A 24,674-nucleotide genomic window follows, 5' to 3' on the forward strand; every position below is an offset into this window, starting at 1 on the left:
AGTCGGATCAGATCAGTCCGGTCTCTTGTGCGACGTGGATCGCGCGGGAGCGGCTGTCGACGCCGAGCTTGGTGAAGATGTGGACGAGGTGGCTTTTGACGGTGGCCTCGGTGACGAAGAGTGCGCGTGCGATCTCTTTGTTCGCCGATCCGGTGGCGAGGAGACGGAGCACTTCGATCTCGCGGTCGGTGAGTTTCGGGAGCGGGCTGCGCATGCCCTTGATCACCCGGGAGGCGAGATCGGGGGCGAGTACGGTGTCGCCTGCGGCGGCGCGCTGGATGCCGTCGATGATGACCTCGGGGTCGATGTCTTTGAGGAGGTAGCCCGCTGCGCCTGCTTCGATTGCGCCGAGGATTTCGGCGTCGCGATCGAAGGTGGTCAGGATGAGCACCACAGGGGCGGGATCGAGAGCACGAAGCGCGGAAGTGGTCTGGATGCCGTCGATGCCGTTGCCGAGTCGCAAGTCGCAGAGCACCACATCGGGGTGCAGGTGTGCTGCCAGGGTGAGTGCTTCTTCGCCGGTGGCGGCTTCCCCGACGATGTGTACGGTTTCGGCTGAGTCGAGCACAGCACGGAGCCCGCTGCGTACGACCGGATGATCATCGACCAGGAGCACGGTGGTGGTCATGGCTTCTCCTCTGTGGTGGGGTCGGCGACGGTGACTGAGGCCTGGTCTGGATGGATCGGGAGGTGGATGGAGAGCGCGGTGCCCTCACCGGGGGTGCTCTCGATGTCGAGCCCGCCGCCGAGTTCGCGGAGGCGGGTTCGCATGAAGCGCAGGCCGTAGCTCGATCCGGCATCGGTGCCTTCTTCCCAGGCGGGCTGGTCGAAGCCGGTGCCGTCGTCGAGGATGTCGAGCCGCACGGTGTCGTCGGCGTCGATGAGGCTCATGACGACACGCGTCGCGTTGGCGTGGAGGCGTACGTTCGCGAGCGCCGACTGCGCGGTGCGCAGGAGTGCGACTTCTACTTCGGTCGGCAAGATCGGCAGCGTGTCATCCACGTGCAGCTCCCCTTGGAGCCCGGTCTCGTCGTGGATACGGTCGAGCATCCGTTGCAGTGCGGACGCGAGGGCGTCGTCATCGAGTTCCGCGGGTGCGAGCGCGGCGACGATCCGGCGCACGTCGGCGAGGCTGTCGCCTGCGAGTGTTTCGACCTGTTCGAGGGTGCGTGCCGCATCGGGGTCGTCGGTGCGGCCAGCTCCGGCGTGGGCGAGGAGTCGGATCGAGGAGAGGGCTTGGGCGATGGTGTCGTGAATGTCTCGTGAGATGCGGGTGCGTTCGGCGATGGCTCCCGAATGGCGTTGGGCGAGTGCGAGTTCGTCCTGCAGCTCGGCCGTCTCGGCCTGGGCTCGGGTGAGCGAGGTGACGAGGCGTTCGCGCTCGGCGGCGTCGCGGAGGAGTTGCAGGTAGCCGCGGGAGATACCGAAGGCGAAGATGCCGCCGATGAGCGGCCCGAAGATGTTGGCGTAGCTGGTGGTGCCGTGATGCAGGATCGGGGCGATGATCACGACCGCGAGCACGAACCCTGAGAACAGCAGTCCCCAACGAAGCGGCAGCAGGTGCCCGGCGAGGAGCCAGAGCAGGAACGCGAGCCAGACAAACTCGGCGGAGACTGCGACCGCGGCGATCCAGATCGCGGCGAACCCGAGCAGCCACCACACCGCGAGGCTGCGCGAGCGGGTCTTCGACGGCAGGATCGTGCCCGCGGTGTGCCAGGCGAGGATCGCGACACCCGAGATGATCGCCGCGGGCATCCCCACGCCGTCGCCGACGGCGCGGATGACCCCGATCGCGGTCAGCACGACTGCCATGAGGTGCTGACCGATCGTCATCGCCCGCACCGTCGTTCCCGCGACGCCTGGGCCGGGCGGGTCAGTGGACGTCAATGGAAGGTGAACGAGGCTCATGAGTATATTCTCCCCGTCGGGCATGCAGCTTCCCTGGCCACCAGATGCGATCCCCCGCGAGGCTGAAGATCGCAGGCACGATCACGGTGCGCACCACGAGGGTGTCCACCAGCACGCCGATGCCGACGATCAAGCCGAGCTGTCCGAGGGTGACCAGTGGGAGCACACCGAGCGCGGCGAACACCGCAGCAAGTACGATGCCGGCGCTCGTGATGACGCTGCCGGTGTGAGCAACGGCCTCGACCATGCCAGCACGCGTCCCCAGCCGCGTGGCCTCGCTGCGTGCCCGATGAACGAGGAAGATCGTGTAGTCGATGCCGAGGGCGACGAGGAATAGGAATGCAAGGATAGGCACCTGGAGGTCGAGGGCCTGTTGACCGAACAGCACCCGGCTCAGCCATGCTCCTGCACCGATCGCGGCGACCGCGCTGGCGAGGTTCACCAGGAGCAGCAGCACCGGTGCGACCAGTGAGCGCAGCAGGAGCAGGAGCACGAGGAAGCTCACCGCGAGCACCAGTGGCGCGACCAACAGGAGGTCGTGTTCGTTGCCTGCCCGCGCGTCCAACTCCGTCGCAACCGCGCCACCAACGAGCGCATCGGCCCCCTCGATCGGATGCACAGCCACACGCAGTTCAGCGATCTGGGCGAGGCTCTGCTCCGTGCCAGGCGAGTACTCGCTGGTCACCATCACCTTCGTCAACGAGCCGTCATCCGTGTTACCGGCGGGGTGGGCGCGTACGATACCCTCAACCTCGCTTGCGGCTGCTGCGACCTCGCCCGCCGCCTCGCTGTCGGTGATGATCCAGGTCGGCTGCGCTTCGCCGGGCGGGAAGTGCGCCGACAGCGTCTCCAATCCCCTCGCAGACTCCGACTGCACCCGGAACTTCTCCAGTTGATCCAGGCCGACCGAGGTGCCGAACGATCCGGTCGCCATGACCGCGAGCAGCGCGAGCCCCGCCAATAGGCTCACGACGGGACGTTCTGACACGCGAGAGGCGACCGCGCGCCAGGCCCGCCCCTGATTGGCTTCTTGTCCCGGTCGCGGGATGAACGGCCAAAACACTCGGCGCCCGCACACCGCGAGGAACGGCGGCAGCACGAACAGCACCGCCGCCAGCGCAATGAGCAGCCCGAGCGCAGCCGGAACACTGAGCCCGCGTGTCATCGGGATGGTCGCGAACAGCAACGTGAGCAGCGCGAGCACTACCGTGAAGTTCGAGGCGAGGATCGCGGGCGCCGTCTTGCGCCATGCCGTGCTCAGCGCCGCCCGATCGTCCTCGGTGCGCTGCAACTCCTCCCGATACCGGGAGATCAGCAACAGGGCATAGTTTGTGCCCGCACCGAACACGAGCACGCTCACGATTCCCGCATCGAACTCCAGATTCCAGAACGATCCCGCGGCGGCGGTCACTCTGCCCGCCAGCCCGTCGGCAAGAGCGACCACGACCAGCGGGAGCAGCCACAACACCGGTGAACGGTAGGTGACGATCAGCAGGATCGCCACGATCAGGATCGTTACCAGCAGCAGCGTGAAGTCCGCGCCCTCGAACGCTGCCGCGATATCCGCACCGAACGCTGGACCACCCGTGACTTGCAGCACCAGCCCCGCGGGTGCGCTCGCACTGATTTCGGTGCGGACTTCCTTGATGACCTCGGCCGTCTCGGTGTTGTCCGCACCGACGGTGATCGGGGTGATGAGCACCGCAGCCTGCCCGTCCTCGCTGATTATAGGCCCCGACGACTCTCCTGCCGCTTGCGCGTCCAGCACCGGAAGCAGAGCCGCGAGGGCGTGGACATCTGCGTCGGAGAGCTCCGCACCATCTTCGCGGGAAGCGACCACAAGCACCGATTGACGATCCGCGTTCGGGAACCGCTCCAACAACTCGCTCACCTGCATCGACTCCGACCCCACCGGAGCCTGCCCGCTGCGCGCCGGTGCCTGCGCGCCGCCGAATACACCGAACATCACAACCATGACGAGCACAGCGACACCGAGAGCGATCCACGCGCCTCTACGCGAGGTCAACCGATCAGAGAAGCCTAAGGGAGCTAGGGAATCTGCCATGCCATCAACTCCACCAGGCACGGTGACTCTGAACATCGCGGAAGAGACTGAAACAAAGATCAACCAAATGACTGATGCAGTATCCGCAAGGAGCCCATCGAGCATTCGCCGCTTCACTTCTGAATGAACAAGCCCGCCTCATCGACGTCGACGCCGAGACCCTGAAAGTACTCGCCTCATACAAGGTCGCCCGCGCCGAACTCTCGTTCGAGCTAGCGAAAGCCGACGCCTACATCTTCGGAGACGACGACGGCAAGCTGCGCTCACCCGACGCGATGACGAGCCGATGGGATCGCCGTTTGAAGTGGGCGACCGCGAAATTCGACACCCTGCACCGCGTCACGGTCAAGGGGCTGCGCCACACCCACGCGACGCTGCTGCTCGAACTCGGAGAGCACCCCAAGGTTGTCCAAGAACGTCTAGGACACTCAACGATCACCACGACGATGAACATCTACTCCCACGTCACCCCGACCATGCAGAGGTCGGCAGTAGACCGCTTCGCCGCCCACCTCGGCAAGGCTTAGCACTTTTTCTAGCACTTCAACGCGAAATGACCCCCAACCCGAGAGATAAAATCCCAGGTCAGGGGCCATTTCATTCGCGTGCCCAACCGGGAGAAAACTGTATCCTCGTTCGTTGCCTTGAAATCGTTGATTTCACGCGAGTCTTCCGACGGCCAAGGCGTGTCGGTTTCCAGTCTAGCTGTGCCTCGGAGCGATGTTCGTGGACCTGTGGTGACGCCGATTGAGACGGCTGGAACCCCGGTCGCTACCGATGCGTTGCAGGCAATGGTCGCGGCGTACCAGTCCGGAGCGTCGCTGATCTCGATCGCACGTGAGCATCGGTTAGGCAAGGAAACGGTGCGGGACCTGCTCGTGGATGCTGGTGTCAGGATCCGCCGTCAAGGGCTGGAAGACGCTCAAGTCACTCAAGCGGTTCGCAGTTATGAGTCGGGACTGACAACTCGTGAGATCGCACGGGAGCTCGGCGTGGGTCACTCGATGGTGTGGCGGGCGTTGAAGCGGGCAGGTGTCGAGTCCAGGCCCAATACTCGTCGCGTCGGACGCAAGCTCGCACGAGGCTAAACGCCAGCGAGGTCCGCTGCGCCAAGGATCTCGGCGGCGTTGAGATCGAGGGCCGCGCACATTTCGTCGAAGTGATCGGGGTCGACTGCGTTGATGAACTCGAATGCTGCACGCAGGACGGTGATTGCTTCACCGATCCGGACGGGTTTGCTGATGTCGGCTTCTTCGTTGTGTGATTGGCGATGAACGAATCGAGTGACTCGTTGGCGCAGGGGGTCGGCGACGGCCTTGGCTTCAAAGGCTCTGCGCATAGATCCTTCGAAGTCGCCGATCTTGCTGGGGTACTTGAAGGCAAGAAATGCCTCAAGCATCTGCCGCGCTGCATTGGGAATGATTGCGCTTGCCTCGAGCTCTGTGGCGAGGTCTCCTTCGGTGGCGTCGGCCCGGAGAACGTCGGCGACACGCCAGAAGAGGTAGTGATACTGGGAGCGCAGCTTCTTCCGCAGTTTCTTGTCTGTCCACGAGATCATCGTTGGACGGCGGCGCGTGGTTCCGTCGGGGCGGTTCTGGTAGCGGGCTCGGAGCTCATAGATCGAGTACTTGCAGTCCTTCTTGACGCTTGGAGGCAATCGGTCGAGTTGGTTACTCCACATACGGAAGAGCTCAAAACTGTGGGTGAGCAGGATCACCTGATGTTGAGAACTATTGCCGACCAACGTGCTCCAGAGGTGACTGGACGCGCCAACCAAGATCTCTTGGTCGAGGCTCGAAACGGGATCGTCAATGACGATGGTCGCGTTGATGTTGCGGGTCTTTTCATCGCGCAGGCTGCACAGGAAGTAGAGCAGGGAAATGGCTGTCTGCTCGCCTTCACTGAGTGCCGTGGCAGGCTTACCGTTGCGTTGGATCGAGTATCTGTCGTCTTGTTTGGCGAAGACGAGTTCGTCGCGACCGAGGAGGCTTGCCACATCTCGCGTCAGCTCCTCCGCCAATGGTGAGGGGTCAAGGTCCGTTACGTTGATGCGTTCGCGTTCTGCGGAGAGGGCTGTTTGTTCCTTTTGGAGCTCATCTGCGGACTCAGACTGCTCCTTAGCCTCCGCGAGGTGCGCGCGGTAGTCGGCAACGATCGACGCCAGGCGTGCGTGTTCGACCCTGCGTGCAGCATCGTTCACGGCTTCTTGGTATGAGGCAGACCGGGTGTTGTGCTGCTTGAGGACGTCGTTGAGCGGCTCAAGGCTAATGGAGACCGCACCGGGGAGATGGTCAATTTCAAGGACGCCGAAGGGCGAAGCATGCTTCTGGGCGATCTGTGAACGCAGCGCGGCAATGCGTTCGCGGTACGCTTCAGCAGCGTTGCTTAGCTGCCGCACGCATGCCTGGTACTGATCCAGGAGATCTGTGTAGAGATGCCCCGGTTCTCGGACCGAAGTCAGCGTGTCTTCGAGCGTTTGCTCTTCTCGCTCAAGACGCTGATCGAGTGTCTGGAGCTGTTCCTGCAGTCGCTTGAAGCTCTCGTCAAAATGGTTCTCAAGAGCCTGGCGACGCTCTTCGGTGATCGTGCTCGCGCAAAATAGACATTGGTCGCGATGATCGTGAAGCCGAAGCCCTTGCTGCACCCAGGACTCGTTGGCCGGGTTCCCGGACAGCCCTTCCAAGGCAGCGTTCGTGATCGTCTGCCGGAGCGCGGACGAAACATCATCTTGAATCGCTTGCAGGTTGAAGGTGACCTGCGCGATCGAGTCGGTCGGGTCGAGTCGCTGACCTTGTACGACGCGGAGGTCGGCTGCCATCTCCTCGTCAGAGCGTTGATGGACCACCTCGTCGATTCCCGGGAGCGCTTGGGAGACCCGTCGTGCGTCGTAACCGCGTGCGGAATAGCGACCACCGGCAGCCTGCAATTCTTGGCCAATCGTTCGTGCAGTATCGGTTGCAAGCTTCCTTGCAGCCTTGCTCGCTGATTCTGCGGCCTTACGTGTGCCGGGCAGAGTGGAAGAGAGTTCTTCGAGTCGGGCATCGATCTCAGCGATTCGCTGGTCTCTCTGAACGTTAGGTTCGCCGAGCACGAGCAACGGGAGGGCGTCGCTGCGACCGTTGAGATCGAAAAGTAAGTTCTTGCTGACGAACTGCTTGTCGAAAACCCTCAGCCGAGACCAGAAGGGATCTGATCGGTCAGACACTTGCCGCTTCGTCGCCGCAGCATCATGGACATCGATGTGGAGGACGGTATCGCTTGGCTCCTCGGTTGTCATTTCAGACAGAACGCGCGCCAGTGTGCTCTTGCCGCTGCCGTTGCCTCCGTAGATGACATTGATCCGGGCAAGATCTTCCACCGAGCTGGGCATAGACCAGCCGTCCAGGATGCCCGCGTGTTGGGAACCCTGAACCCTAGTGACTTTCCTCATCATCACCACCGCCCGACGGTGGTTGTCATGGTGCGGGCGCGGGATTGAGAGTGGGAGGGACGGTGCCGGTGCATTGAGGTTCCTGACCGACGGGAACCTGTGGTCGGCCGTCTATCGTCGCGAGATCAACATCGTGACTCTAGAATCCCCGAAACCAAGCGGGAGTACCACGCGACACGCTGATCACGCCCGCGCACTTGCGCCGCGGTGCCGACGTGTCTGCTGAATCCGCGCCCGCGCAAGGAGCACAAGGCTCCACGGCCAGAAGAGGAGGAACTTCAGCCCGTTCCACAGTGCCCAGAAGAAGGCCAGGTAGAGCCATTTGCTCCAGCCTTGCTCAATGAGCCCAATGCAGGTGACTGCGATCAGCAGGTAGACGACGCCGAGGAGCATCGCGGGGATTCCCCATTTGAGGCCACGTCGGGTGCGCAAGTTGTCGAGGAGGATATTCGTCGGCATCCACCTGCGGAGGAAGATGCGGGTGTGGACGCTGGTGTTCCAGAGCCGGTTCAGGAGCATGATGTGGGCCTCACTTTCGCACGCAGGACTATCGCGGTGTGGCTGGTCCTGAGTGGTTGAGTGCCCGAGATCGTTCCCGAACGGTCTGCCGCACCCCCATCTTGCGGGGATCGGCGCGTGGTTGCTCCTGCCAACATCAGGATACGGCGAGCACAGGAAAGAAGGAAGACCCCCTGGGGTTGGCGGACTGTGCCTACAGCGTCCGCCCACCCGGTCGCTGCGGGACTCCTCGAGTTCCCTCAGCGGTGTCGTTTCGGTGTCTGGTGAGTGCGGTTTGGGTGCGTTCGTAATCGATGCGTTGCGCATCATCGGCCGGTACCGGCCCAAGGGCGCTTGTTGAAGCGATGCCCCAACGGTCACGGTATGCGACGACCGCGCGAACCACATCGCGCTGCACTATTTGGTCCCGCTCGGCGAGTGTGCTCAGCCACGGTGCGGGCTGCTCGATTGCGGCCTGGATGAGCGTATCGATGCGTTGCTTCATGAGGTGCTCACGCTCGTTCAAGGCACGCAGCATCGCAGGGTCGCTGATGCCCGTAGCTCGCGGGACGAGCCCAGCGATGAGCCCCGCCTCCCTCCTCGCTGAGGGCGGGTAGGTGCTGGCGATCTTCTGGATCCGGTACCGCAGCAGTGACCCGAGATCATCGACGCCGTCGAGATTCCCGGCCTGCACGATCCGTGGCAGGAGTTGCTCGATGTCGTGGCCTACCGCTTCGAGGCGACGCAGTTCAGTGGTGAGAATTCCAAACGACTCGGTATCCTCGAGCTCATCGATGACCTCGATGTTGAGGCCTCCGTGCTCGAGCAGGGTGGTCCAGCGGTGTTGCTGGGCCTCTTGGGCGATGGTTTCGTACTCTGCTGCGAGTTGAGCCAGTGACCCCCACGTCTCTTGCTCGGCGGTCACGGTGTCGTGGGCGGATGGTTCCGCGCCGACGTGTTGCAAGATGCCGTAGAGGATGCTCCGTGCGGTCATCTGTAGGTCGTCGCGGTGCTGGTGTTCTTCGAGGTGGTGCTGGTCGGTGGCGATGTAGGCGCGGTTGGATTCCCGGCCGCGGGTCATCGCGACGTACAAGGACTCGCGGGTCATTTCTGGTGACGAGACGATCGCATGTGCCGTCGTCACGGTGGAGCCTTGGGCGCGGTGCGCGGTGAGCGCGTATCCGAGTTCCACATTCTCGGCGACATATGCGGCGGGCAGGGTGATCGTGGTGCGCCATTTCGAATGAGATCGACGGACGGTGAGGGACCCATCGTCATGTGCTCGGGTTACGGTCCAGCGGTCGCCGTTTTTCACCCAGCCTCTTCCGAGCGAGAGTCGGCGATCGTTCTTGCGGGTGACGATGAGATCACCCCGTGAGGCTTCGTTCCCGTCATGCAGGCGGACGCCGTCCAGGGCGACATCGCCTGCGAGGATCCGGTCGGTGCGGGCTCGGGTGTTGAGCTGGGAGACGGTGTCGAGAGTTTCGGCGATCAACACGGAAGCTTTCTCCGCTGCCTGATCTGCTTGCCAGGCTTGATAGGCCTGTTCGCGGATCTCCTCGTATCCGCCAGGGGTGATGCGGTCATGGGCGAGGTAGGTGTCGATGACGTCTGTGTCACCGATGCGCAAGCCTAGGGAGGCGTGTTTCTCCCAGTCGTTTCGGAACCTGCGCACATCAGTGAGCTCCGGGGTATCGTCGCGTTCACGGACCAGCATCCCGAATGCCCCGCCCGCGTCGACCGCGGCGAGTTGTGCCCAGTCGCCGACAAGCAGCACCTTCGCGCCCACTTCTTGGGCGTGGGTGGTGATGGTGTCGAGGGCGAGGGTCCCTGCGAGAGATGCTTCGTCGATAATCACGAGCTGACCGGCGGTGAGGTTCCAGTTGCCGTGGCGGTGTTCGTGGAGCCACTTCGCTGTGTTCTCCGTCGCCACGCCTAGATCCTCGGCGAGTACTTCGGCTGCTGCAGCGGAGGGTGCGAGCCCGATGACTGAGCCTTGGCCGTGTCGTCTCTCCCATGTGTGGTGGAGGGCTCGCATGGTGGTGGTCTTCCCGGTCCCGGCTGGGCCGACGAGCACATCGAGAGTGCGGCCGGAGATGCCGATCTTCGCGATCGCCTGTTCCTGATCGGGCGACAACGTGTACCCGTCCTTGTTCTCTGTACGGGCGGCCTGCTCGATCCACGCAAGCGGCACCGTCGGCGCAGTGCGATTCTCTGCCGCGGTAAGGAGTCGGTCTTCGGCGGCAAGGACGCGTTTGGAGGAGTAAACGGTGGACGCTTTTGGACGGAACACACTCGTACCGTCGGCCTGTTGGAATAGGGGTGGGCTTGACGTCAGCTCCGGCGGCGTCAATCGGAGTGAGGCGTGTTCAGCTGCTTCAACTATCTGCTGTGTGATGGTGTCGCGATCTTGGGCGGTGGCGAACCGCAAACCCATTGTTTGACGGACAGCTTCGGCGTGGAGGTTCCATCGCTTCCACGTCGCCCGCCGATCACCCACCCGCTCCACTACGACCGCAGCTACCGCGTCAAGGTCATCGAGCGGAATGTCGTCGGCTCTCAGCAAGGGATCGGCTGCGCTATTTGCGAGAAGTGCTGCGGCCCAGGTCGGTGCGTCCTCTCCGAGTACCTGGGTGGCTCGTTCGCGCCACTGCGCGGTGAGGTCACTCAGGGAGTGCTGTTGCTTCGATGGTCGGGTCTCGAGGGTCGCCTGCTGTCGGAACTGCCACAGCAGTTTCGGGGACGGCTGCCTGCCATGCTTTTCCACATAGTCAGCTACGAGGCGGTCTTTGACCTGCTCGATATCTCGGGTACGCGACGAGAACTCATCCATCAACCCCTGCGAGACCCCGATGATCTCCCACGCCGTCGACCGGCCCACACCACGCTCGCGCGCCTCCCACCCGACACCGAGCACCTGGGTGATCCGGTCGGCGAGGACCGCGTTGTAATGCTCCGACAGCCCAGTCACTGCTGCGTGGAGCGCGCGTGAATCGAGGGTGCGCCACTTCCCATCCCGCACCGCCTGCACCCGGTTCGCGATCACCACATGCGTATGCAACTGCGGATCAGACGCCCGCGAATCATAATGGTCGTACGCCGCCGCGATCACACCCCGCACCGGCACCTGAGCCACCGCACCACGCGGACCCTTCGCACCCACCCTCGTCGCAGCAACATCCCGCTCCAGCAACTCGATCACGTCCTGGATCGCGACGCGGTGCGCCTGCGCGATCAGTGCCTGAGCCCCTCCGTCGGCGACCGCCCACAGGGTTGAAACGGATTTCGGGACGGAGAACGTAAGATCGAAACCAGCGACAGGCGCACCAGTCGGCTTCCCCGCTTCCTCAGCCTGAATCAACCCGACCTGCGTCACGCGCTCTTCAGTCGTGAGAGTCTCGGGGAGCTTCTCGACGCGACGCTCAACCCGCTCCGTGGCGGTGGCGAACTTCCGGTACGGGCGACCAAGCTGCTCACCCGTGCTCGGGTCCTGCCCGTAACCCATGAGCCGCCGAAGCTGCTCTTCAGACACAGAATCCCCATCAGCGACATCACCTGAGATTCCGGAAAGGCCCGACCCGATCCATGTGCCAGGTGTGGTTCCAGATTCCAGGTAGTACCTCGTGAGCGCTGCGGCGGCGTCACGATCACCGTCGCCGGTGACGACAGAGTTCAGTAGATACCGGTACCCTTCACCGGCAGTCATCACTCTGATCGATACCGTCACATACAGAAAGGTGTGCCGACGCGCTTTCTCTGGATTGCAGGCCTTACATACTTAGAAATAAGCGGCAGCGCAGCACGATATAGAGTCTACAGTCGGGGTCGACCACAGATTTTCACAGGTGCGCGCCATGTTCTGGATTGGCGATCATGTATGAACGACGCTTCGTAGCACACCGGGAAGGCGTCGTCGCGATGCTCGCGGCCAGCGTCTTTCAGTGAGCCGGGCGGCTCTAAGATGCATGCTCTGGTCGCTGGAAGCGTTGCCCAGGACAGTGAGTGCGTTTGCAAGGTTTGCAGCGCCTGTTTGACGCGCGGCAGCGTCATCGGCGGCGAGTTCGACAAGAAGCGTGATGGCGGGTTGGAATGCACGCCCCGGCCACAGTCCCGCGAGGCACATCGTGTTGATGTGAGCAATCCGGAGAGCCCATCCGTGGTGCTGTCGTAGGTGTGCGTACTCATGCGCGATCACGGCTCGAAGCTGCGCTGGGGTGAGAAGCTGTTCCACCGCGGAGGACAGAAAGATCTCCGGTCTCCGCCCCGGCACCGTGAACGCGACCGGTTCAGATGAGTGGAACCGAACCAGCGCAAAACGTCCGTGCTGTTCACGAGCTGACGCAATCGGTGCAAGCGCGGCAGTCCGCTGCTTGCTCAGTTCGACGAGGGGTTCGACCGAGACCGAGACAAGGGCAACGATTGCCCCGAAAACCCCAAGCCCGAGCCAGCCCGCTACTGTGAGGAAGACTGATTCTCTCGTCGAGACGGATTCCGAAGCGGCGACGGCACCGAGCACACTACCCGCGAGCCCGCCGAGAATAAGGAGCAGGCCCAGGAAGAACGCCCCGAACCATGCCGTCAGCGCGGTTCGAGGATGCAGCAGTTGCCACCGACCGACGGTGAGAAGCAATGGGGATAGCAGTGCAGTCGCTGCAGCGGCAGCAAAGCAAAGCAAAATCCACCAAAGCATCGTAGATTAGCTCTTCCGGCGTGATTTCCCGAAAGCGGCGCTGAGGAGGGCGACTTCTTCTTCATCGAGGTTTCCGGCGAACGCGAGCAGCGCCGCCTTCCGGTTTCCTGCTTTGCCGAGTGCGGTCAGCATCGTCTCGCTCGCATGCTGTTCATCGGAGCGGGCAGCATGGAATCGCACTTTTCGGGGTGAATTGCCGGATCGAATGACCTGCTCTTTGTTTTCGAGTCGAGTGAGCGCGGTCATCAGGGTTGTATATGCGGGTATACGCCCCGTGAACATGTCCTGCAGTTCTCGTGCGCTCAACGGCCGATCGTGCTCCCGCAGCAGCCGCATGATAGCTTCTTCAAGTTCTCCCGGCCTGCGAGTACGTGCTCCGGTCACCGCGTCACCTCCTCGAGTTCGTGAGTCACCTACAGCTGTAGGTCCTCAGTTCGTTTACCTTCTGATCGCAACTGCGAATACTCGGTCGCAGAGTTAGTCTACAACTTGTAGTTGGCGAGAGTCCTGGTTCTCAGCGCGACCTAACTCGACATCTTGTAGACTTACGTGCGAGCTTCATGTCGACATGTGAGGGACGGGTGACGTGATGGATGACCTGGTGCTGCAAGTCAATGGGATGACGTGTGCGCATTGCGAGCGGGCGTTGGCTGCGGAGCTGGACCGAGTCCCGGGCGTGACGGATGCTGAGATCGATGCGACTACCGGTCGGGTGGTAGTCAGTGTCGGTGGGATCCTAGAACGATCCGCATTGGAGAACGCCGTTGCAGAGGCTGGGTACGAGCTGACATCATGGGGCGACGACGATTGAGTCGAACGCTGACCGCCTCACCGAAGGTGCCAAGTTCTACCGATCATCCTGTGATCGCCCGTCGCCGGGGCCTTGTTGTGGCGTGTGCATTGGTGGCGGCTCTTCTCGTACTGTTACCTCCGGCCATCACCGCTCTCGTTGCGGGACCGGCTCCGTATGAAGCACTTCGTACAAGCTTTCCGGGGTTTTATGTCGCAATCCTCACTGCGATCGGGCAGAGCGTAGCGGACCTGTCGTCAATGGTGACCATAGGCGCATTGCTGTCGCTGCTGTTCTTTCGTGACGCACGGGGTCGGGCGGCTGACCGGCTAGGGGCCGTGTTCGAGTTGTCGGTGCTCCGGGTTGCGTCGGCTGTCTGGGCGACGTCTTCTGCGGCAATGGTGCTGTTTGAAATGCTAAGCAAGAACGGGTTCCCATTTTCTCGCTTGACCGATGGGGCATGGGTCTTCTTGTATGAGGCGAGTGCGTTTCCGAAGGCTTGGACTGTGTCGCTTCTCGCGGCTCTCGTGACGTTCTTCGTGAGCATGGTCGTCGAGCGTTGGACGGGACTGCTTATACCTTTGTGGGCGTCGTGTTTCGGGATACTCGCGCCGGTGGTTGTCGGGCAGATCCTGGTCGGTCCGGAGCATGATTTCGGCAGTGATGCCGGTGCTTATCAAACGTTGCTGACGAACGCGGTCTTCGGAGCACTGATGGTCGCCTCGTTTCGGGTCGCTTCTGGGAGGCTGCTTGCTCCAGAGATGCTGACCCGTATGTTTAAGGCGCTGGCCGTCGCGCTTGTCGTAGTCGTTGCAGCCGATATTCTCCTGGCCTGGTTCAAACTAGCGGGCACTGGTCTATTCGACTCGGTGACAGGTTGGCAGATCGTCTCACGTGGCATGTTCCTAGCGATCCTGGTCAGTGTGCTCGCAGCGGGGTGGTTCGTATGGCGTCGGCGTCGGCTTGTGGAGCGCCATGTTAGTGTTTTGATAGTGGTCGCCACGATCGCGATCAGCGGTTGGGTGGGTGTAACCGCGGCGATGACTCGCATCCCGCCGCCGCAGTACTTCGTGCCAACGAGCATATCTCAAGTGTTCCTCGGTTTCGAGGTCGACGCAGCTCCCGCAACGCTGGTGTTGTTCACGCACTGGCGTCCCAACCTTATCTTCCTCGTGCTCGCCCTTGCCGCGATAATCGTCTACTTGGCGGCAGTGCATATACTTCACCGTCGTGGTGATGCGTGGCCGGTCGGGCGCACCATCGCTTGGGTACTCGGTTGGGTCGTGGTCATATTCGTGACGAATTCCGGATTCGGGAAATACTCCGCTCCTGATTTCGGAATCCACATGATCGTGCACATGAGTCTCAATATGCTCGCTCCGATTCTGCTGGTCATGGGTGGCATTATCACGCTGTTGCTGCGGGCCACCCGTTCGAACCCTGGCCTCCCGGCGGGAGTGCATAGCTGGTTGCTCTGGGTTTTGCAGTGGCGGGCGCTCCGATTCGTCTACAACCCACTGTTCGTGTTCATCCTGTTCGTCAGCTCCTACTACGGGCTCTACTTTTCTGGAATCTTCGGCGAGTACATGCGATTCCACTGGGCGCATCAGCTAATGAACGTGCACTTCCTGATCGCCGGGTACCTCTTCTACGGTCTCGTGATCGGTGTCGACCGCCCTCCGCGCCCGCTTCCGCATATCGGCAAGCTCGGTTTTGCGTTGGCCGCGATGCCTTTCCACGCGTTCTTCGGCGTCATCCTCATGACCCGCGACGGGAATATAGTTGCCGAGAACTTCTATCGTTACCTTGACTTGCCCTGGGCAGACCTCGCTCAGTCTCAGTATTTCGGTGGCGGGGTCGCTTGGGCGGGAGGCGAACTGCCACTGCTGTTGGTGATTATCACGCTGGGAGTTCAGTGGTCTCGTCAGGATGCAAAAGATGCCCGACGGAAAGATCGCCACTTTGATACCGGCAGGGATGATGAATTCGATGACTATAACCGAATGCTCGAAACCCTCGCCAGCCGCCAAACCCGCACCCGCCCCAAACAGGGCGGACCGCATTTCACGAAGGACACGAACGTATGACTCTGCAGCAGGATCTCGTCGAACCCGTGCAGTTCGACGTTTCGGGAATGACCTGCGCAGCGTGTGCTGGCCGGGTCGAGCGCGCGCTGAATCAGCTCGATGGCGTAACTGCCAGCGTCAACTATGCGACCGAACGTGCACTCGTCACGGGACTGAGCAGCGATCGAACAAGCGAAGCGCTCCAACGAGTGGAAAAAGCTGGGTACGGGGCTCGCATCCATGACGATGCGGATGATGCGTGGTCTCGTCGCGCCACTGAGGTGCGGATCACCTCGCTTCGGCGGCGACTTCTTCTTGCTGCGGTCCTCACAGTACCGCTCATGGATATCACGATTGTTCTCGCTCTCGTTCCCGGTTGGCGGTTCCCTGGCTGGGAGTGGCTCTGTGTGGCACTTGCTTTGCCGATTGTCACTTGGGCGGCGTGGCCTTTTCATAAAGCGACCGTGCGAAACCTTCGCTACGGCAACGTGAGCATGGACACGCTCGTGTCCATCGGTATCGCCGCATCCTTCGGGTGGGCAGTTGTAACACTCCTGTTTGGGGTTGGTGCCGAAGGCGCCGGGTACTGGCTTGGATTCGGTATTGCACCCGAAGGTGCGAATTCGATCTACCTTGACGTCGCCGCGGGCATGACGACTTTCCAACTCGCGGGCCGCTACTTCGAAACCCGATCCAGACGCAAAGCCGGGGATGTACTCGGAGCGCTGAATCAGCTTGCATCCACCCACGTTCGTATCGCACAGGACGGTGAGGAACGTATCCAGCCTGTCTCTCAACTCCGGGTTGATGACATGTTCGTCGTCCTGCCTGGCGAGACGATTCCTGCCGATGGGACGATCGTCACCGGCACCGCGGCTGTAGACACGAGCATGCTCACTGGTGAGCCGCTACCGGCGGACGTTGCCTCAGGGGATGCTGTGGTGGGTGGAACGATCAGCACGAATGGCAGACTCGAGGTGCAGGCCACCTCCGTTGGCGCGCACACTCAACTCGCACAGATGGCGGTGCTCGCCGAACAGGCTCAGGCCCGGAAAGCCCGTGTGCAGACTCTTGTCGACAGAATCACCACCTATTTTGTTCCCGCCGTGATCGCCCTATCAATTGTTGTCGGTGCGAGCTGGATGATTGCCGGAGCATCCTTCGAACGCAGCTTCGCGGTCGGAATCTCCGTGCTCATCATCGCCTGCCCTTGCGCACTCGGCCTCGCTACCCCGACCGCGCTCATGGTCGGCATCGGACGCGGGGCAAGCCTCGGAATTTTGGTGAAAGGCCAAGACGCACTCGAAGCAAGTGGCACCATCACTACCGTCGTTCTCGACAAAACCGGCACCCTCACGAGCGGCACAATGATGGTCAGCAGCATCTCCCCAGTAGCGGGTGTTGCAGAACATGAACTGCTGCGCATCGCTGCATCCCTGGAGCAAGGTTCAGAACATGTCATCGCCCGCGCGATCGTGTCGGCGGCGAAGAAACAGATCACCGACCTCGAACCACCTCACGAGTTTCAAGCCGTCCCGGGTAAGGGAGCTTCCGCGATCATCGACGGCGAACATGCCCGCATCGGAAACCTTGCTTACATGCGAGATCACCAAATTCGAATAGACGATCACCTTGCTCCCGATATCGGTGATTCTGCTCCGGAAACGGTTGTGTTTGTCGCGCACGCGGGAAGTGTCATCGGCACGATCGGGCTCACCGACACTACCAAACCGGGTGCGAAAAAGGCCGTGGAGGCGTTGCATCGGCAGGGGTTGACCACGGTGCTTCTCACCGGTGACAACCGTGCCGCGGGCGAGCACACCGCCGCCAAGCTTGGCATCGGCACCGTTCACAGCGAAGTGCTCCCTGCGCAGAAAGCCGATGTCGTGCGTGCACTGCAAGCTCAGGGCGAACGCGTTGCCATGGTTGGCGACGGGATCAACGACGCCGTCGCCCTCGCCGCCGCAGATCTTGGGCTCGCTCTCGTGAACGGCACCGATATCGCACTCAGGTCTGCTGACATCATCCTGGTCCGTGATGATCTCGCGGTCATTCCAGATGCGATCGTGCTGTCGAGACGCACCCTCAGGACCATCCGCGTCAACCTCGGCTGGGCGTTCGGGTACAACATCGCCGCAATCCCGATCGCTGCCGCTGGCTTCCTCAATCCCCTCATTGCTGCAGGAGCCATGGCGCTGTCCTCTGTCTTGGTGGTTTACAACAGCCTCAGGCTCCAGAACTTTCACCGAACACACTGACCTTCGCTACGACGGCAAGGTGCGATTTTCGAACATCACTTTGCGGAATCGGGACAAACCCCACTACAGTATCTACTACATGATGTAGAGATAATCTGGAGGGTAATTGTTCACTGATCCGGTCGTGCAGTGGGGCTTTACCGTCCTATTTTCTGCACTCACCGTCTACTCAGTGCTTCGCGTATTCGTAGATGGGTCACGGTCGCTTCAGGCGATCGGACATGCGCTCCACGCAGTGATGGCGGCCGATATGGCGACCATGGCATGGCTGTGGTGGGCGGCGATTCCCAGTACACCGCAACTCGTGTTCTTCGTTACTGCTGCAGTCTGGTACGCGATTATGTTGGTCCTCCAGGCATCACGCAGAGTATCCCGCCGTACGCTCGGCGGACATGGTGCCTGGCATCAGGCCGTACATGTGGTCATGATGCTCGCGATGGTGTGGATGGTCGCTGTCATGGCCGATGCGGACCCGTCGGCCTCCGGGCATGATCACTCCGCCCTGCCAATTGGTGCTGCGCTGACCGGTGTTGCGGTGACTGCGGGGCTGATCGTTGCCGGAGCGGTTTTCGTCGTGGAGTTCGTTGACTGCGTGCGGGGCGGAAAACGAACGTGGGCAGGGCACACCGGAGATGTCGCTTCTGGGGCACTGATGTGCCTCGGGATGGCAGCGATGTGCCTGCCGATGCTTGTCGGTTGAGGTTGCCCCAAACCGGGGCGACATAAAGAGAAGGGAAAACAAATGGAAGAAATCACACAGCAGCAGATGTCGTCTCGGGCGAAGCGCCCGTTCTGGATGGCTGGGGCGGCGATGCTGGGGGCGGTCGCGCTCGCATTTGGTGGAGCCGTGGCCGCGAACGCGCACGTCACGATCAATTCGGACACGGCAGAAGCCGGGGCTTACTCACTCCTCACATTCAGTGTTCCGCATGGCTGTGACGGGTCAGCGACGACGGCCGTGTCGATCCAGATCCCCGAAGAGATCACTTCAGTCACCCCAACCCGTAACCCGCTCTACTCGGTCGAGACGGTTTCCGAGATCCTCGAGACACCGATCACTGATAGTCACGGTAACGAAATGACCGAACGAATCGCGGAAGTCATCTACACAACTCAGACTCCACTGCCCGACGGTCAGCGAGACGCATTCGAACTGTCATTGAAACTCCCTGACGATGCAGCGGGCACGACGCTGTACTTCCCCACAGTGCAGACCTGCGAACAGGGTGAATCGGCGTGGGTACAGATTGCGGCCGAAGGTCAGGATCCGCACGAGCTCGATCTCCCATCGCCGGAGATTACTATTGTTGAGGCAAGCGCGAACAGCGGTCACGGCGAGCACACTGCAGAAGGTTCGGAAGCAGTGACTCAGGATGAGGCCTCGAGCGCGCAGACACCGTTGGTAATCACCGCACTGGTCATCGGAACCCTGGGGCTCCTTACCGGCATCGTCGCACTGGTTCGGGGGCGCAAGCAGGCATGAGCCTGACCGTCGCAGGAAAGAGGCGTCCTTTCGAGGGGATGGTAATGCGGGTGCTGCTGGCCGTCCTCCTCGGGGGTGTGCTGGCACTGAGCAATGGCGTTTTCCCGGCGAGTGCGCACGCTATTCTGCTGGGTACCACTCCTGGAGACGGGGAGGTTCTTAAGGGCGCCCCGGTGAGCGCTGAGCTGCAGTTCAATGAACCTGTGCGGCTCATTGACGGCGCGATCCGCCTTTTCCCCAGCTACGGCGAACCGGTCACCCTTGACGCACAGACACGCGACGATTCCGTCATCATCTCCCTACCGGGCGGGCTCGCCGACGGCACGTATGCGCTCAGTTACCGGATCGTGTCCGCCGACGGGCACCCCGTCGGCGGCGCGATCACCTTTCACATCGGCATAGCATCTGCATCAGCCTCGACGCTCGGCACCGAAATCGAGACTCCGGCCTCCACCGAGTCGACCGTCACTGTACTGACCGCGATCCAATACCTCGGGCTGTTCATATTCGCAGGACTCTTGTTTTTCCACAGCATCGTCTTACGACACCGCCAACTCTTCCCTCGGGGTACGCGCCGTCTTCTCAAAGCGGCCCTGTGGTGCGGGGTTGCCGCTTCCTGCATGCTGGTCCCTGCCTCTGCGCTGCGCATAACCGGTGAAAGTCTGGGATCGATACTCGACCCCAGCAGCTGGCTGCCAGGAGTGCAGGGGCCACCGACGCTCGTCGCCGCTGTCGCGCTGATCACGGGACTCGCCGCATATCTGCTCGCCGTGCATGTCCATTCCTCGGCCGCTCGGGTCTCGTCCGTTGTCTTGGCTGCGGTAGCGACTGCAACGCCGGTTCTGGTGGGGCACTCCCAGACGACCGAACCGGTGTGGCTCATTATCGCCGCCGACGTTTCGCACCTCATCGTCGGTGCATTCTGGATGGGCGGCGTGCTTGGGCTCCTTCAGTTCTTGGCGTCAGTCGGCCCGCGTCGTGCCAGCACCGCAGCGGATGTCGAACGAGCAGTCAGGCTGACTATACGCTTCTCCCGGTTCGCTCTGTACAGTGTGATTCTTCTCGCGGTTAGCGGCACCGTCATGACCGTGCTGATCCTCGATGCGCCGTCACAGCTAGTCGATACCGGCTATGGCCTGACCCTGTTGCTCAAACTCAGTATCGTTGCGGCGGTCATTGCCCTCGCTGCTTGGAACCGTACTCGGCTCCTTCCGCGCATTATCGTGCACCCCTCGGCCGGTCTGCGTTGGGCGACGCTCAAACGCATCCTCAGTTACGAAGCTGCCCTCATCGTCGTTGTTATTGCCATCACTGGATATCTCGGAAATAGCAGTCCGAACCATGCACACCACCACGACAGCACTCGGCCCCAAACCGCAACTTCGCAGGAGACCTCGGTGCGAATCGAATCGCAGGGCCTGGTCGTCGAAGGCTCATTAAGTCCCACCGCGATCGGTTCCAATACTCTTGTCTTTCAACTCGCCTACGGCGGAGAGCCTATCGCCACGGAAGAGGTGCTTGTCTCGGCACGGCTCCCCGAACAACAGCTGGGGCCCATTACCGCGGTCACAAAACTAGACACCGCGACGGGGAAGTATGAATCGTCGCTCACCCTCCCCGTCAGCGGCAAATGGCAGGTCGAGATCACCGCCCGTATCTCGAACTACGACCAGCCCATCGCGATCGACACCATTACCATCCCATGACATACAGAAGACCAGCGGTACAAGTCAGACTCCCGACATATGCGAAGAACTTTGTGTGTTTCTGAGACGAGCCCATCTGCTGCTATCGGGTCTCCGTTGTTTGCGCGAGATCAGACAGCGCATAGTCCGTCGGGTTCCGTAACGGCAAAGCGTGTGAAGGTGGTGTTCACGATTGCTGGTTGGGCCCGGGTGAGTTCCTCGACCGATGAGGTTCTTCTGGAGTCAGGAACTATTCTGACCATCCCAGTGGGATTAGAATATCGAGGTTACCCTGCAGGGTACACGCGCACCGTCACGTTATACATCCATCCTGACTATCTGAATGATCAGTTGCGTTGGATTTCAATCACGCATCCTCTGGTACACCATTTAAATCGTGCGTTAAGTAGGGAGGTGCAACTGCAGCATCTACAGGTCACAGCTCCAGTGATGCGTCATCTCACGCCGTCTTTGGCATGGTTGGCGCAGCAGTCCAGTAATGCGAGTGCACTCTTTAAAGTGCTGTCGATTGCCTCAGATATATTCGATGCGGTGGGGCGCTTGGCAGGTACAGCAGAGAGGCGGGTAATGGGGGCGGGCGCACCGTCTCGCCGGGAAGTGCTCACAGCAATTGCTCTTTTGCGCGCCGACCTGGGTCGTGTCTGGCGAATCGATGAGCTTGCTAGCAAAGTGGCATTATCCAACTCGCAATTGGTGCGTTTGTTCAGAACTGAAGTTGGCCTCTCACCCGCGACATTCCTCCGTACATTGCGAGCGGACCGAATGGCTGAGCTTCTCGTCACTACGAGACTCGGGGTAGCTGAGATCGCTGCTGTAGTGGGCTGGAGCGACCCTACGGTCGCTTCGCGAGCCTTCAAACAGCGATATGGAGAAGCTCCGAGTGTCTATGCAAGCTTCTACCGCAGCTGAGAAGGCACCTCGAAACCAATGCCAATGACGACTTTAGCAAGTCAATAAGTGTGATCAGCGCTGGCCTGAATCGTGACTTCTGATGTAATAAATCCCGCTCTCTCGTTGATTGCCGATCGTGTGTGGGAGATCTCGAGCACTGGGTATCGTCGAGATTCTGGTGGGTTCGTCATATGACGCGAAGCGCCCAATAGCGGTTCTTGGGGCGTCGTTCACGGTGGCGGTGTGTGGGCTCGGGGCTCCTCGGGATGGCCCGTACCTGCTGGGTGGGCCTGTTCATCGCACACGGCGGCGAACAAGCCCCAAACAACAGGGAGCCCACGTCATGCCAGACTTCACACCGCCGCCCACCGCGCGCCTAACCGAACTGCCTGAACCAGTGTTCGCTAATGAACGGGCGACGCTCTACCTCGGGGATGCGGTCGACCTCCTCCCGCTCCTGCCCGCGGCCAGTATTGACGCGCTCGTTACCGATCCGCCATACGGGCTGAGCTTCAATGGGCAGGCCTGGGACGACGCGACCGGGTTCCGCGAATCGCTACCACACATCGACACGAGTGCAATGCGTGAGCCGGAGGTGTTCGAGACGTGGTGCACGGCGTGGGCTGCGGGCGCACTGCATGCGCTGAAGCCTGGTGCGTATGTGGCAGCGTTCGGTGGTACACGCACGTGGCATCGGATGGTGCGCGGGATTGAGAATGCAGGGTTTGAGATCCGGGACCAGATTGCATGGTTGCACACCACGGGGATGCCGAAGTCGATGGACATCTCGCACGCAATCGACAAACACCATGGTGTGCAGCGCCAGGACCGTACCGTGCAGAACTCTGAGCATGACGGAGTACTCGGTGCAACCCGCACGGTGCTGTCCAAAGGCAGGCCGGTCACCGACGATGCGCAACGGTGGGAAGGATGGGGTACGGCGCTTCGGCCCGCGTTTGAACCGATCATCATCGCCCGCAAACCACCGGAGGAAAATACGATCCGTAATGTCCTCGCGCATGGGGTTGGTGGCATCAATATCGACGGTGCCCGATTCGCAGATAACAGGTGGCCCACAAACGTTGCCTTCGACCTTTCTCAGGCTGATGCCGTGGATATGTTGACCGGTACATGGCAAGGCGAGTCGCTTTCGAAGAAGTTCCCTATCTTCCGCTTCGATCACAAACCTTCCACGATTGAACGACCTCGAGCTTTTGGGGTTTCGCACATGACTGTGAAACCGCTCGGGTTGATGCGATGGCTGGTCACACTCATCACCCCGCCCGGAGGAGTGGTGCTGGAACCGTTCACCGGGTCGGGGACGACAATCGAGGCTGCAGTGAGCCTCGGATGCTCGATTGTCGGGATCGAGAAAGACCCGTCCTATGCGCCGTTGGTGCTGTCACGGCTAGATCGGTAGTCGCCTCAACACCGCTGCATAGGTCAGAAAAGTTTCGCCGTGTCGTAGTTTAATGTTTGGTAAACTGCGGTTATGTCGGTGTCTACGTTGTCGGAGAGTACTCAAAACTATCTCAAGGCGGTGTGGAGCCTTGGGGAGTGGTCCGATGTTCCGGTGACCGCGTCAATGGTCGCAGCACGCACGGGGGTCGCGTTGTCGACAGCGTCTGATGCGATCCGGAAGCTCAGTACACAGGGCCTGCTGGAGCATGCCCGCTACAGTGCGGTGAGCCTGACGCCGGAGGGGCAGTCGCATGCAGTGACGATGGTGCGTCGGCATCGACTGATCGAGTCGTTTCTGGTCGAGGTGTTGCGGTATCGGTGGGATCAGGTGCATGAAGAGGCGGACATGCTTGAGCATGCCGTATCGGATTTCATGATTGACCGCATCGATGAGCTTCTCGGATATCCGGAGCGCGACCCACACGGTGACCCGATTCCTGCGGCGGACGGGACGGTGACGAGGCCCGATGCGGTGCTGCTCACGACCGTCAGCGCGGGGGCACGGGTTCGGGTAGAGCGGATTTCTGACGATGACCCGAATTTGCTGCAGTTTTTCGCGGATCATGGCATCGTGTACGGGACCGTTCTGGAGACGAGAGCCGCGGCTCCCTACACGGACACGCTAGAGGTGGCTGTCGTGGAACACGAGGCGGTGCTGCCGCTTGGGCGTTCTGCGACGGATGCGGTCTGGGTGGCGATGCTCGAATAGTGGTGTGCGTCGGGGTGAGCCGGTCTGTTGCCGCTTAGGCAGTGACAGCGTATATCTCACCAGCGACGGTAAGTCCCAGGCTTGCTTTCCCGGTCGAGGTGTCCAGCTCGATGACACCGGTTGCGTGATCGATATGTGTGATTTGCGCGGGCGAGTCGGGGGTAAGACCAAGCATCTGGAAACGTTCGAAGAGTTCGCGATCACCTTCCACCACCCGTGTGATACGCAGATCTACTGCGACGGAGTGGCTTTTCAGTGCGGCATCGGAAACCTTACTGAGGTGGCCGGTGATATCTGGGATGGGGTGCCCGTAAGGGTCGACAATCGGTGATCCGGCCTTCTGGAACATACGCTCTGCGAGCGTGGTCGTGAGGGCAAGACTGATTCCTGAGGCTTCCTCTGCAATATTTGGCCAGGGTATGCCGAGCACGCTGCAGAGAAATGCGCGCGCTATCCGTTCGTGTCGGATCGCGACGAGCGCGACCTTGCGGCCCTCGTCGGTCAGATCGATGGGGCCGTATCGTTCGTGGCGGATGAGGCCCGCCTCGCTCAGTCCTTTGATGGCCTGCGAGACGGTGGCCGGGGCTCTGGTAAGACGGCGGGTGAGGGCGGTGACGCTGACGGGGGCGCGGTTGTGTTCTTGAAGATGCCAAATTACCTTCAAGTATTGAATCGCGGTGTTCTCCTTCATGGTCTGATGTTCACGTCGGGAAGCCCCG

General features: G+C 61.3%; 20 protein-coding genes. 11 read left to right on the forward strand and 9 right to left on the reverse strand.

Annotation, left to right across the window (positions count from 1 at the left end; translation table 11 throughout):
- Positions 1–7 precede the first annotated feature (7 nt).
- The 3 genes from ACUYV6_RS00300 to ACUYV6_RS00310 are packed head-to-tail and all read right to left on the reverse strand — an operon-like array spanning position 8 to position 3,973.
- On the reverse strand, positions 8–628 hold the full coding sequence (locus ACUYV6_RS00300) for a response regulator (protein ID WP_449276653.1): 621 nt from the start codon (positions 626–628) through the stop codon (positions 8–10).
- Complete coding sequence (locus ACUYV6_RS00305) at positions 625–1,908, reverse strand: sensor histidine kinase (protein ID WP_449276654.1); 1,284 nt, start codon at positions 1,906–1,908, stop codon at positions 625–627. Before ACUYV6_RS00305 ends, ACUYV6_RS00300 begins: the two co-directional genes overlap by 4 nt.
- Positions 1,874–3,973: an MMPL family transporter gene (locus ACUYV6_RS00310; RefSeq protein ID WP_449276655.1), complete on the reverse strand. Its 2,100-nt coding sequence runs from the start codon at positions 3,971–3,973 to the stop codon at positions 1,874–1,876. The genes ACUYV6_RS00305 and ACUYV6_RS00310 overlap by 35 nt, the downstream gene beginning before the upstream one ends.
- Before the next feature lie 74 nt (positions 3,974–4,047).
- On the opposite strand from ACUYV6_RS00310, the gene ACUYV6_RS00315 reads away from it, so the two are divergent.
- Together ACUYV6_RS00315 and ACUYV6_RS00320 are read left to right on the forward strand one after the other, a co-directional pair.
- Positions 4,048–4,500, forward strand: a complete 453-nt coding sequence (locus ACUYV6_RS00315; protein ID WP_449276656.1) for a tyrosine-type recombinase/integrase — start codon at positions 4,048–4,050, stop codon at positions 4,498–4,500.
- Between the two features lie 210 nt (positions 4,501–4,710).
- On the forward strand, positions 4,711–5,061 hold the full coding sequence (locus ACUYV6_RS00320; RefSeq protein ID WP_449276657.1) for a helix-turn-helix domain-containing protein: 351 nt from the start codon (positions 4,711–4,713) through the stop codon (positions 5,059–5,061).
- Here ACUYV6_RS00320 and ACUYV6_RS00325 read toward each other — a convergent pair.
- The 5 genes from ACUYV6_RS00325 to ACUYV6_RS00345 all read right to left on the reverse strand — a co-directional run bounded on the left by ACUYV6_RS00325 (position 5,058) and on the right by ACUYV6_RS00345 (position 12,975).
- The gene (locus ACUYV6_RS00325; protein WP_449276658.1) at positions 5,058–7,343 is read right to left on the reverse strand and encodes an AAA family ATPase; all 2,286 of its coding nucleotides are present in this window, start codon (positions 7,341–7,343) and stop codon (positions 5,058–5,060) included. The genes ACUYV6_RS00320 and ACUYV6_RS00325 overlap by 4 nt on opposite strands.
- A 243-nt stretch (positions 7,344–7,586) precedes the next feature.
- Positions 7,587–7,922, reverse strand: coding sequence for a hypothetical protein (locus ACUYV6_RS00330; protein WP_449276659.1), 336 nt, complete (start codon positions 7,920–7,922; stop codon positions 7,587–7,589).
- Positions 7,923–8,115: 193 nt separating this feature from the next.
- The gene (mobF, locus tag ACUYV6_RS00335) at positions 8,116–11,607 is read right to left on the reverse strand and encodes a MobF family relaxase (protein ID WP_449276660.1); all 3,492 of its coding nucleotides are present in this window, start codon (positions 11,605–11,607) and stop codon (positions 8,116–8,118) included.
- Between the two features lie 165 nt (positions 11,608–11,772).
- The gene (locus tag ACUYV6_RS00340; RefSeq protein WP_449276661.1) at positions 11,773–12,531 is read right to left on the reverse strand and encodes a M56 family metallopeptidase; all 759 of its coding nucleotides are present in this window, start codon (positions 12,529–12,531) and stop codon (positions 11,773–11,775) included.
- Between the two features lie 66 nt (positions 12,532–12,597).
- On the reverse strand, positions 12,598–12,975 hold the full coding sequence (locus tag ACUYV6_RS00345; RefSeq protein ID WP_449276662.1) for a BlaI/MecI/CopY family transcriptional regulator: 378 nt from the start codon (positions 12,973–12,975) through the stop codon (positions 12,598–12,600).
- A 205-nt stretch (positions 12,976–13,180) separates the two neighbouring features.
- Here ACUYV6_RS00345 and ACUYV6_RS00350 point away from each other — a divergent pair, with 205 nt between their 5' ends.
- The 9 genes from ACUYV6_RS00350 (at position 13,181) to ACUYV6_RS00390 (ending at position 23,955) form a co-directional block, all read left to right on the forward strand.
- Positions 13,181–13,402 carry a heavy-metal-associated domain-containing protein gene (locus ACUYV6_RS00350; protein WP_449276663.1) on the forward strand — a complete coding sequence of 74 codons (222 nt, stop codon included), beginning with the start codon at positions 13,181–13,183 and terminating at the stop codon, positions 13,400–13,402.
- 50 nt (positions 13,403–13,452) lie between these two features.
- Positions 13,453–15,468, forward strand: a complete 2,016-nt coding sequence (locus ACUYV6_RS00355) for a cytochrome c oxidase assembly protein (protein ID WP_449276664.1) — start codon at positions 13,453–13,455, stop codon at positions 15,466–15,468.
- On the forward strand, positions 15,465–17,705 hold the full coding sequence (locus tag ACUYV6_RS00360; protein ID WP_449276665.1) for a heavy metal translocating P-type ATPase: 2,241 nt from the start codon (positions 15,465–15,467) through the stop codon (positions 17,703–17,705). The genes ACUYV6_RS00355 and ACUYV6_RS00360 overlap by 4 nt, the downstream gene beginning before the upstream one ends.
- A gap of 106 nt (positions 17,706–17,811) precedes the next feature.
- On the forward strand, positions 17,812–18,405 hold the full coding sequence (locus tag ACUYV6_RS00365) for a DUF5134 domain-containing protein (RefSeq protein WP_449276666.1): 594 nt from the start codon (positions 17,812–17,814) through the stop codon (positions 18,403–18,405).
- Between the two features lie 42 nt (positions 18,406–18,447).
- On the forward strand, positions 18,448–19,188 hold the full coding sequence (locus ACUYV6_RS00370) for a YcnI family copper-binding membrane protein (RefSeq protein WP_449276667.1): 741 nt from the start codon (positions 18,448–18,450) through the stop codon (positions 19,186–19,188).
- Between the two features lie 44 nt (positions 19,189–19,232).
- Positions 19,233–20,894, forward strand: coding sequence for a copper resistance protein CopC (locus ACUYV6_RS00375; RefSeq protein WP_449276668.1), 1,662 nt, complete (start codon positions 19,233–19,235; stop codon positions 20,892–20,894).
- Positions 20,895–21,053: 159 nt separating this feature from the next.
- Positions 21,054–21,803, forward strand: coding sequence for a helix-turn-helix domain-containing protein (locus tag ACUYV6_RS00380; protein ID WP_449276669.1), 750 nt, complete (start codon positions 21,054–21,056; stop codon positions 21,801–21,803).
- Positions 21,804–22,128: 325 nt separating this feature from the next.
- Positions 22,129–23,205 carry a DNA-methyltransferase gene (locus tag ACUYV6_RS00385; protein WP_449276670.1) on the forward strand — a complete coding sequence of 359 codons (1,077 nt, stop codon included), beginning with the start codon at positions 22,129–22,131 and terminating at the stop codon, positions 23,203–23,205.
- A 72-nt stretch (positions 23,206–23,277) separates the two neighbouring features.
- Complete coding sequence (locus tag ACUYV6_RS00390) at positions 23,278–23,955, forward strand: metal-dependent transcriptional regulator (protein ID WP_449276671.1); 678 nt, start codon at positions 23,278–23,280, stop codon at positions 23,953–23,955.
- Positions 23,956–23,989: 34 nt separating this feature from the next.
- On the opposite strand, the gene ACUYV6_RS00395 is transcribed toward ACUYV6_RS00390, so the two are convergent.
- Positions 23,990–24,646 carry a metal-dependent transcriptional regulator gene (locus tag ACUYV6_RS00395; protein ID WP_449276672.1) on the reverse strand — a complete coding sequence of 219 codons (657 nt, stop codon included), beginning with the start codon at positions 24,644–24,646 and terminating at the stop codon, positions 23,990–23,992.
- Positions 24,647–24,674 lie beyond the last annotated feature (28 nt).

It is taken from the genome of Leucobacter sp. GX24907 (assembly GCF_053567335.1).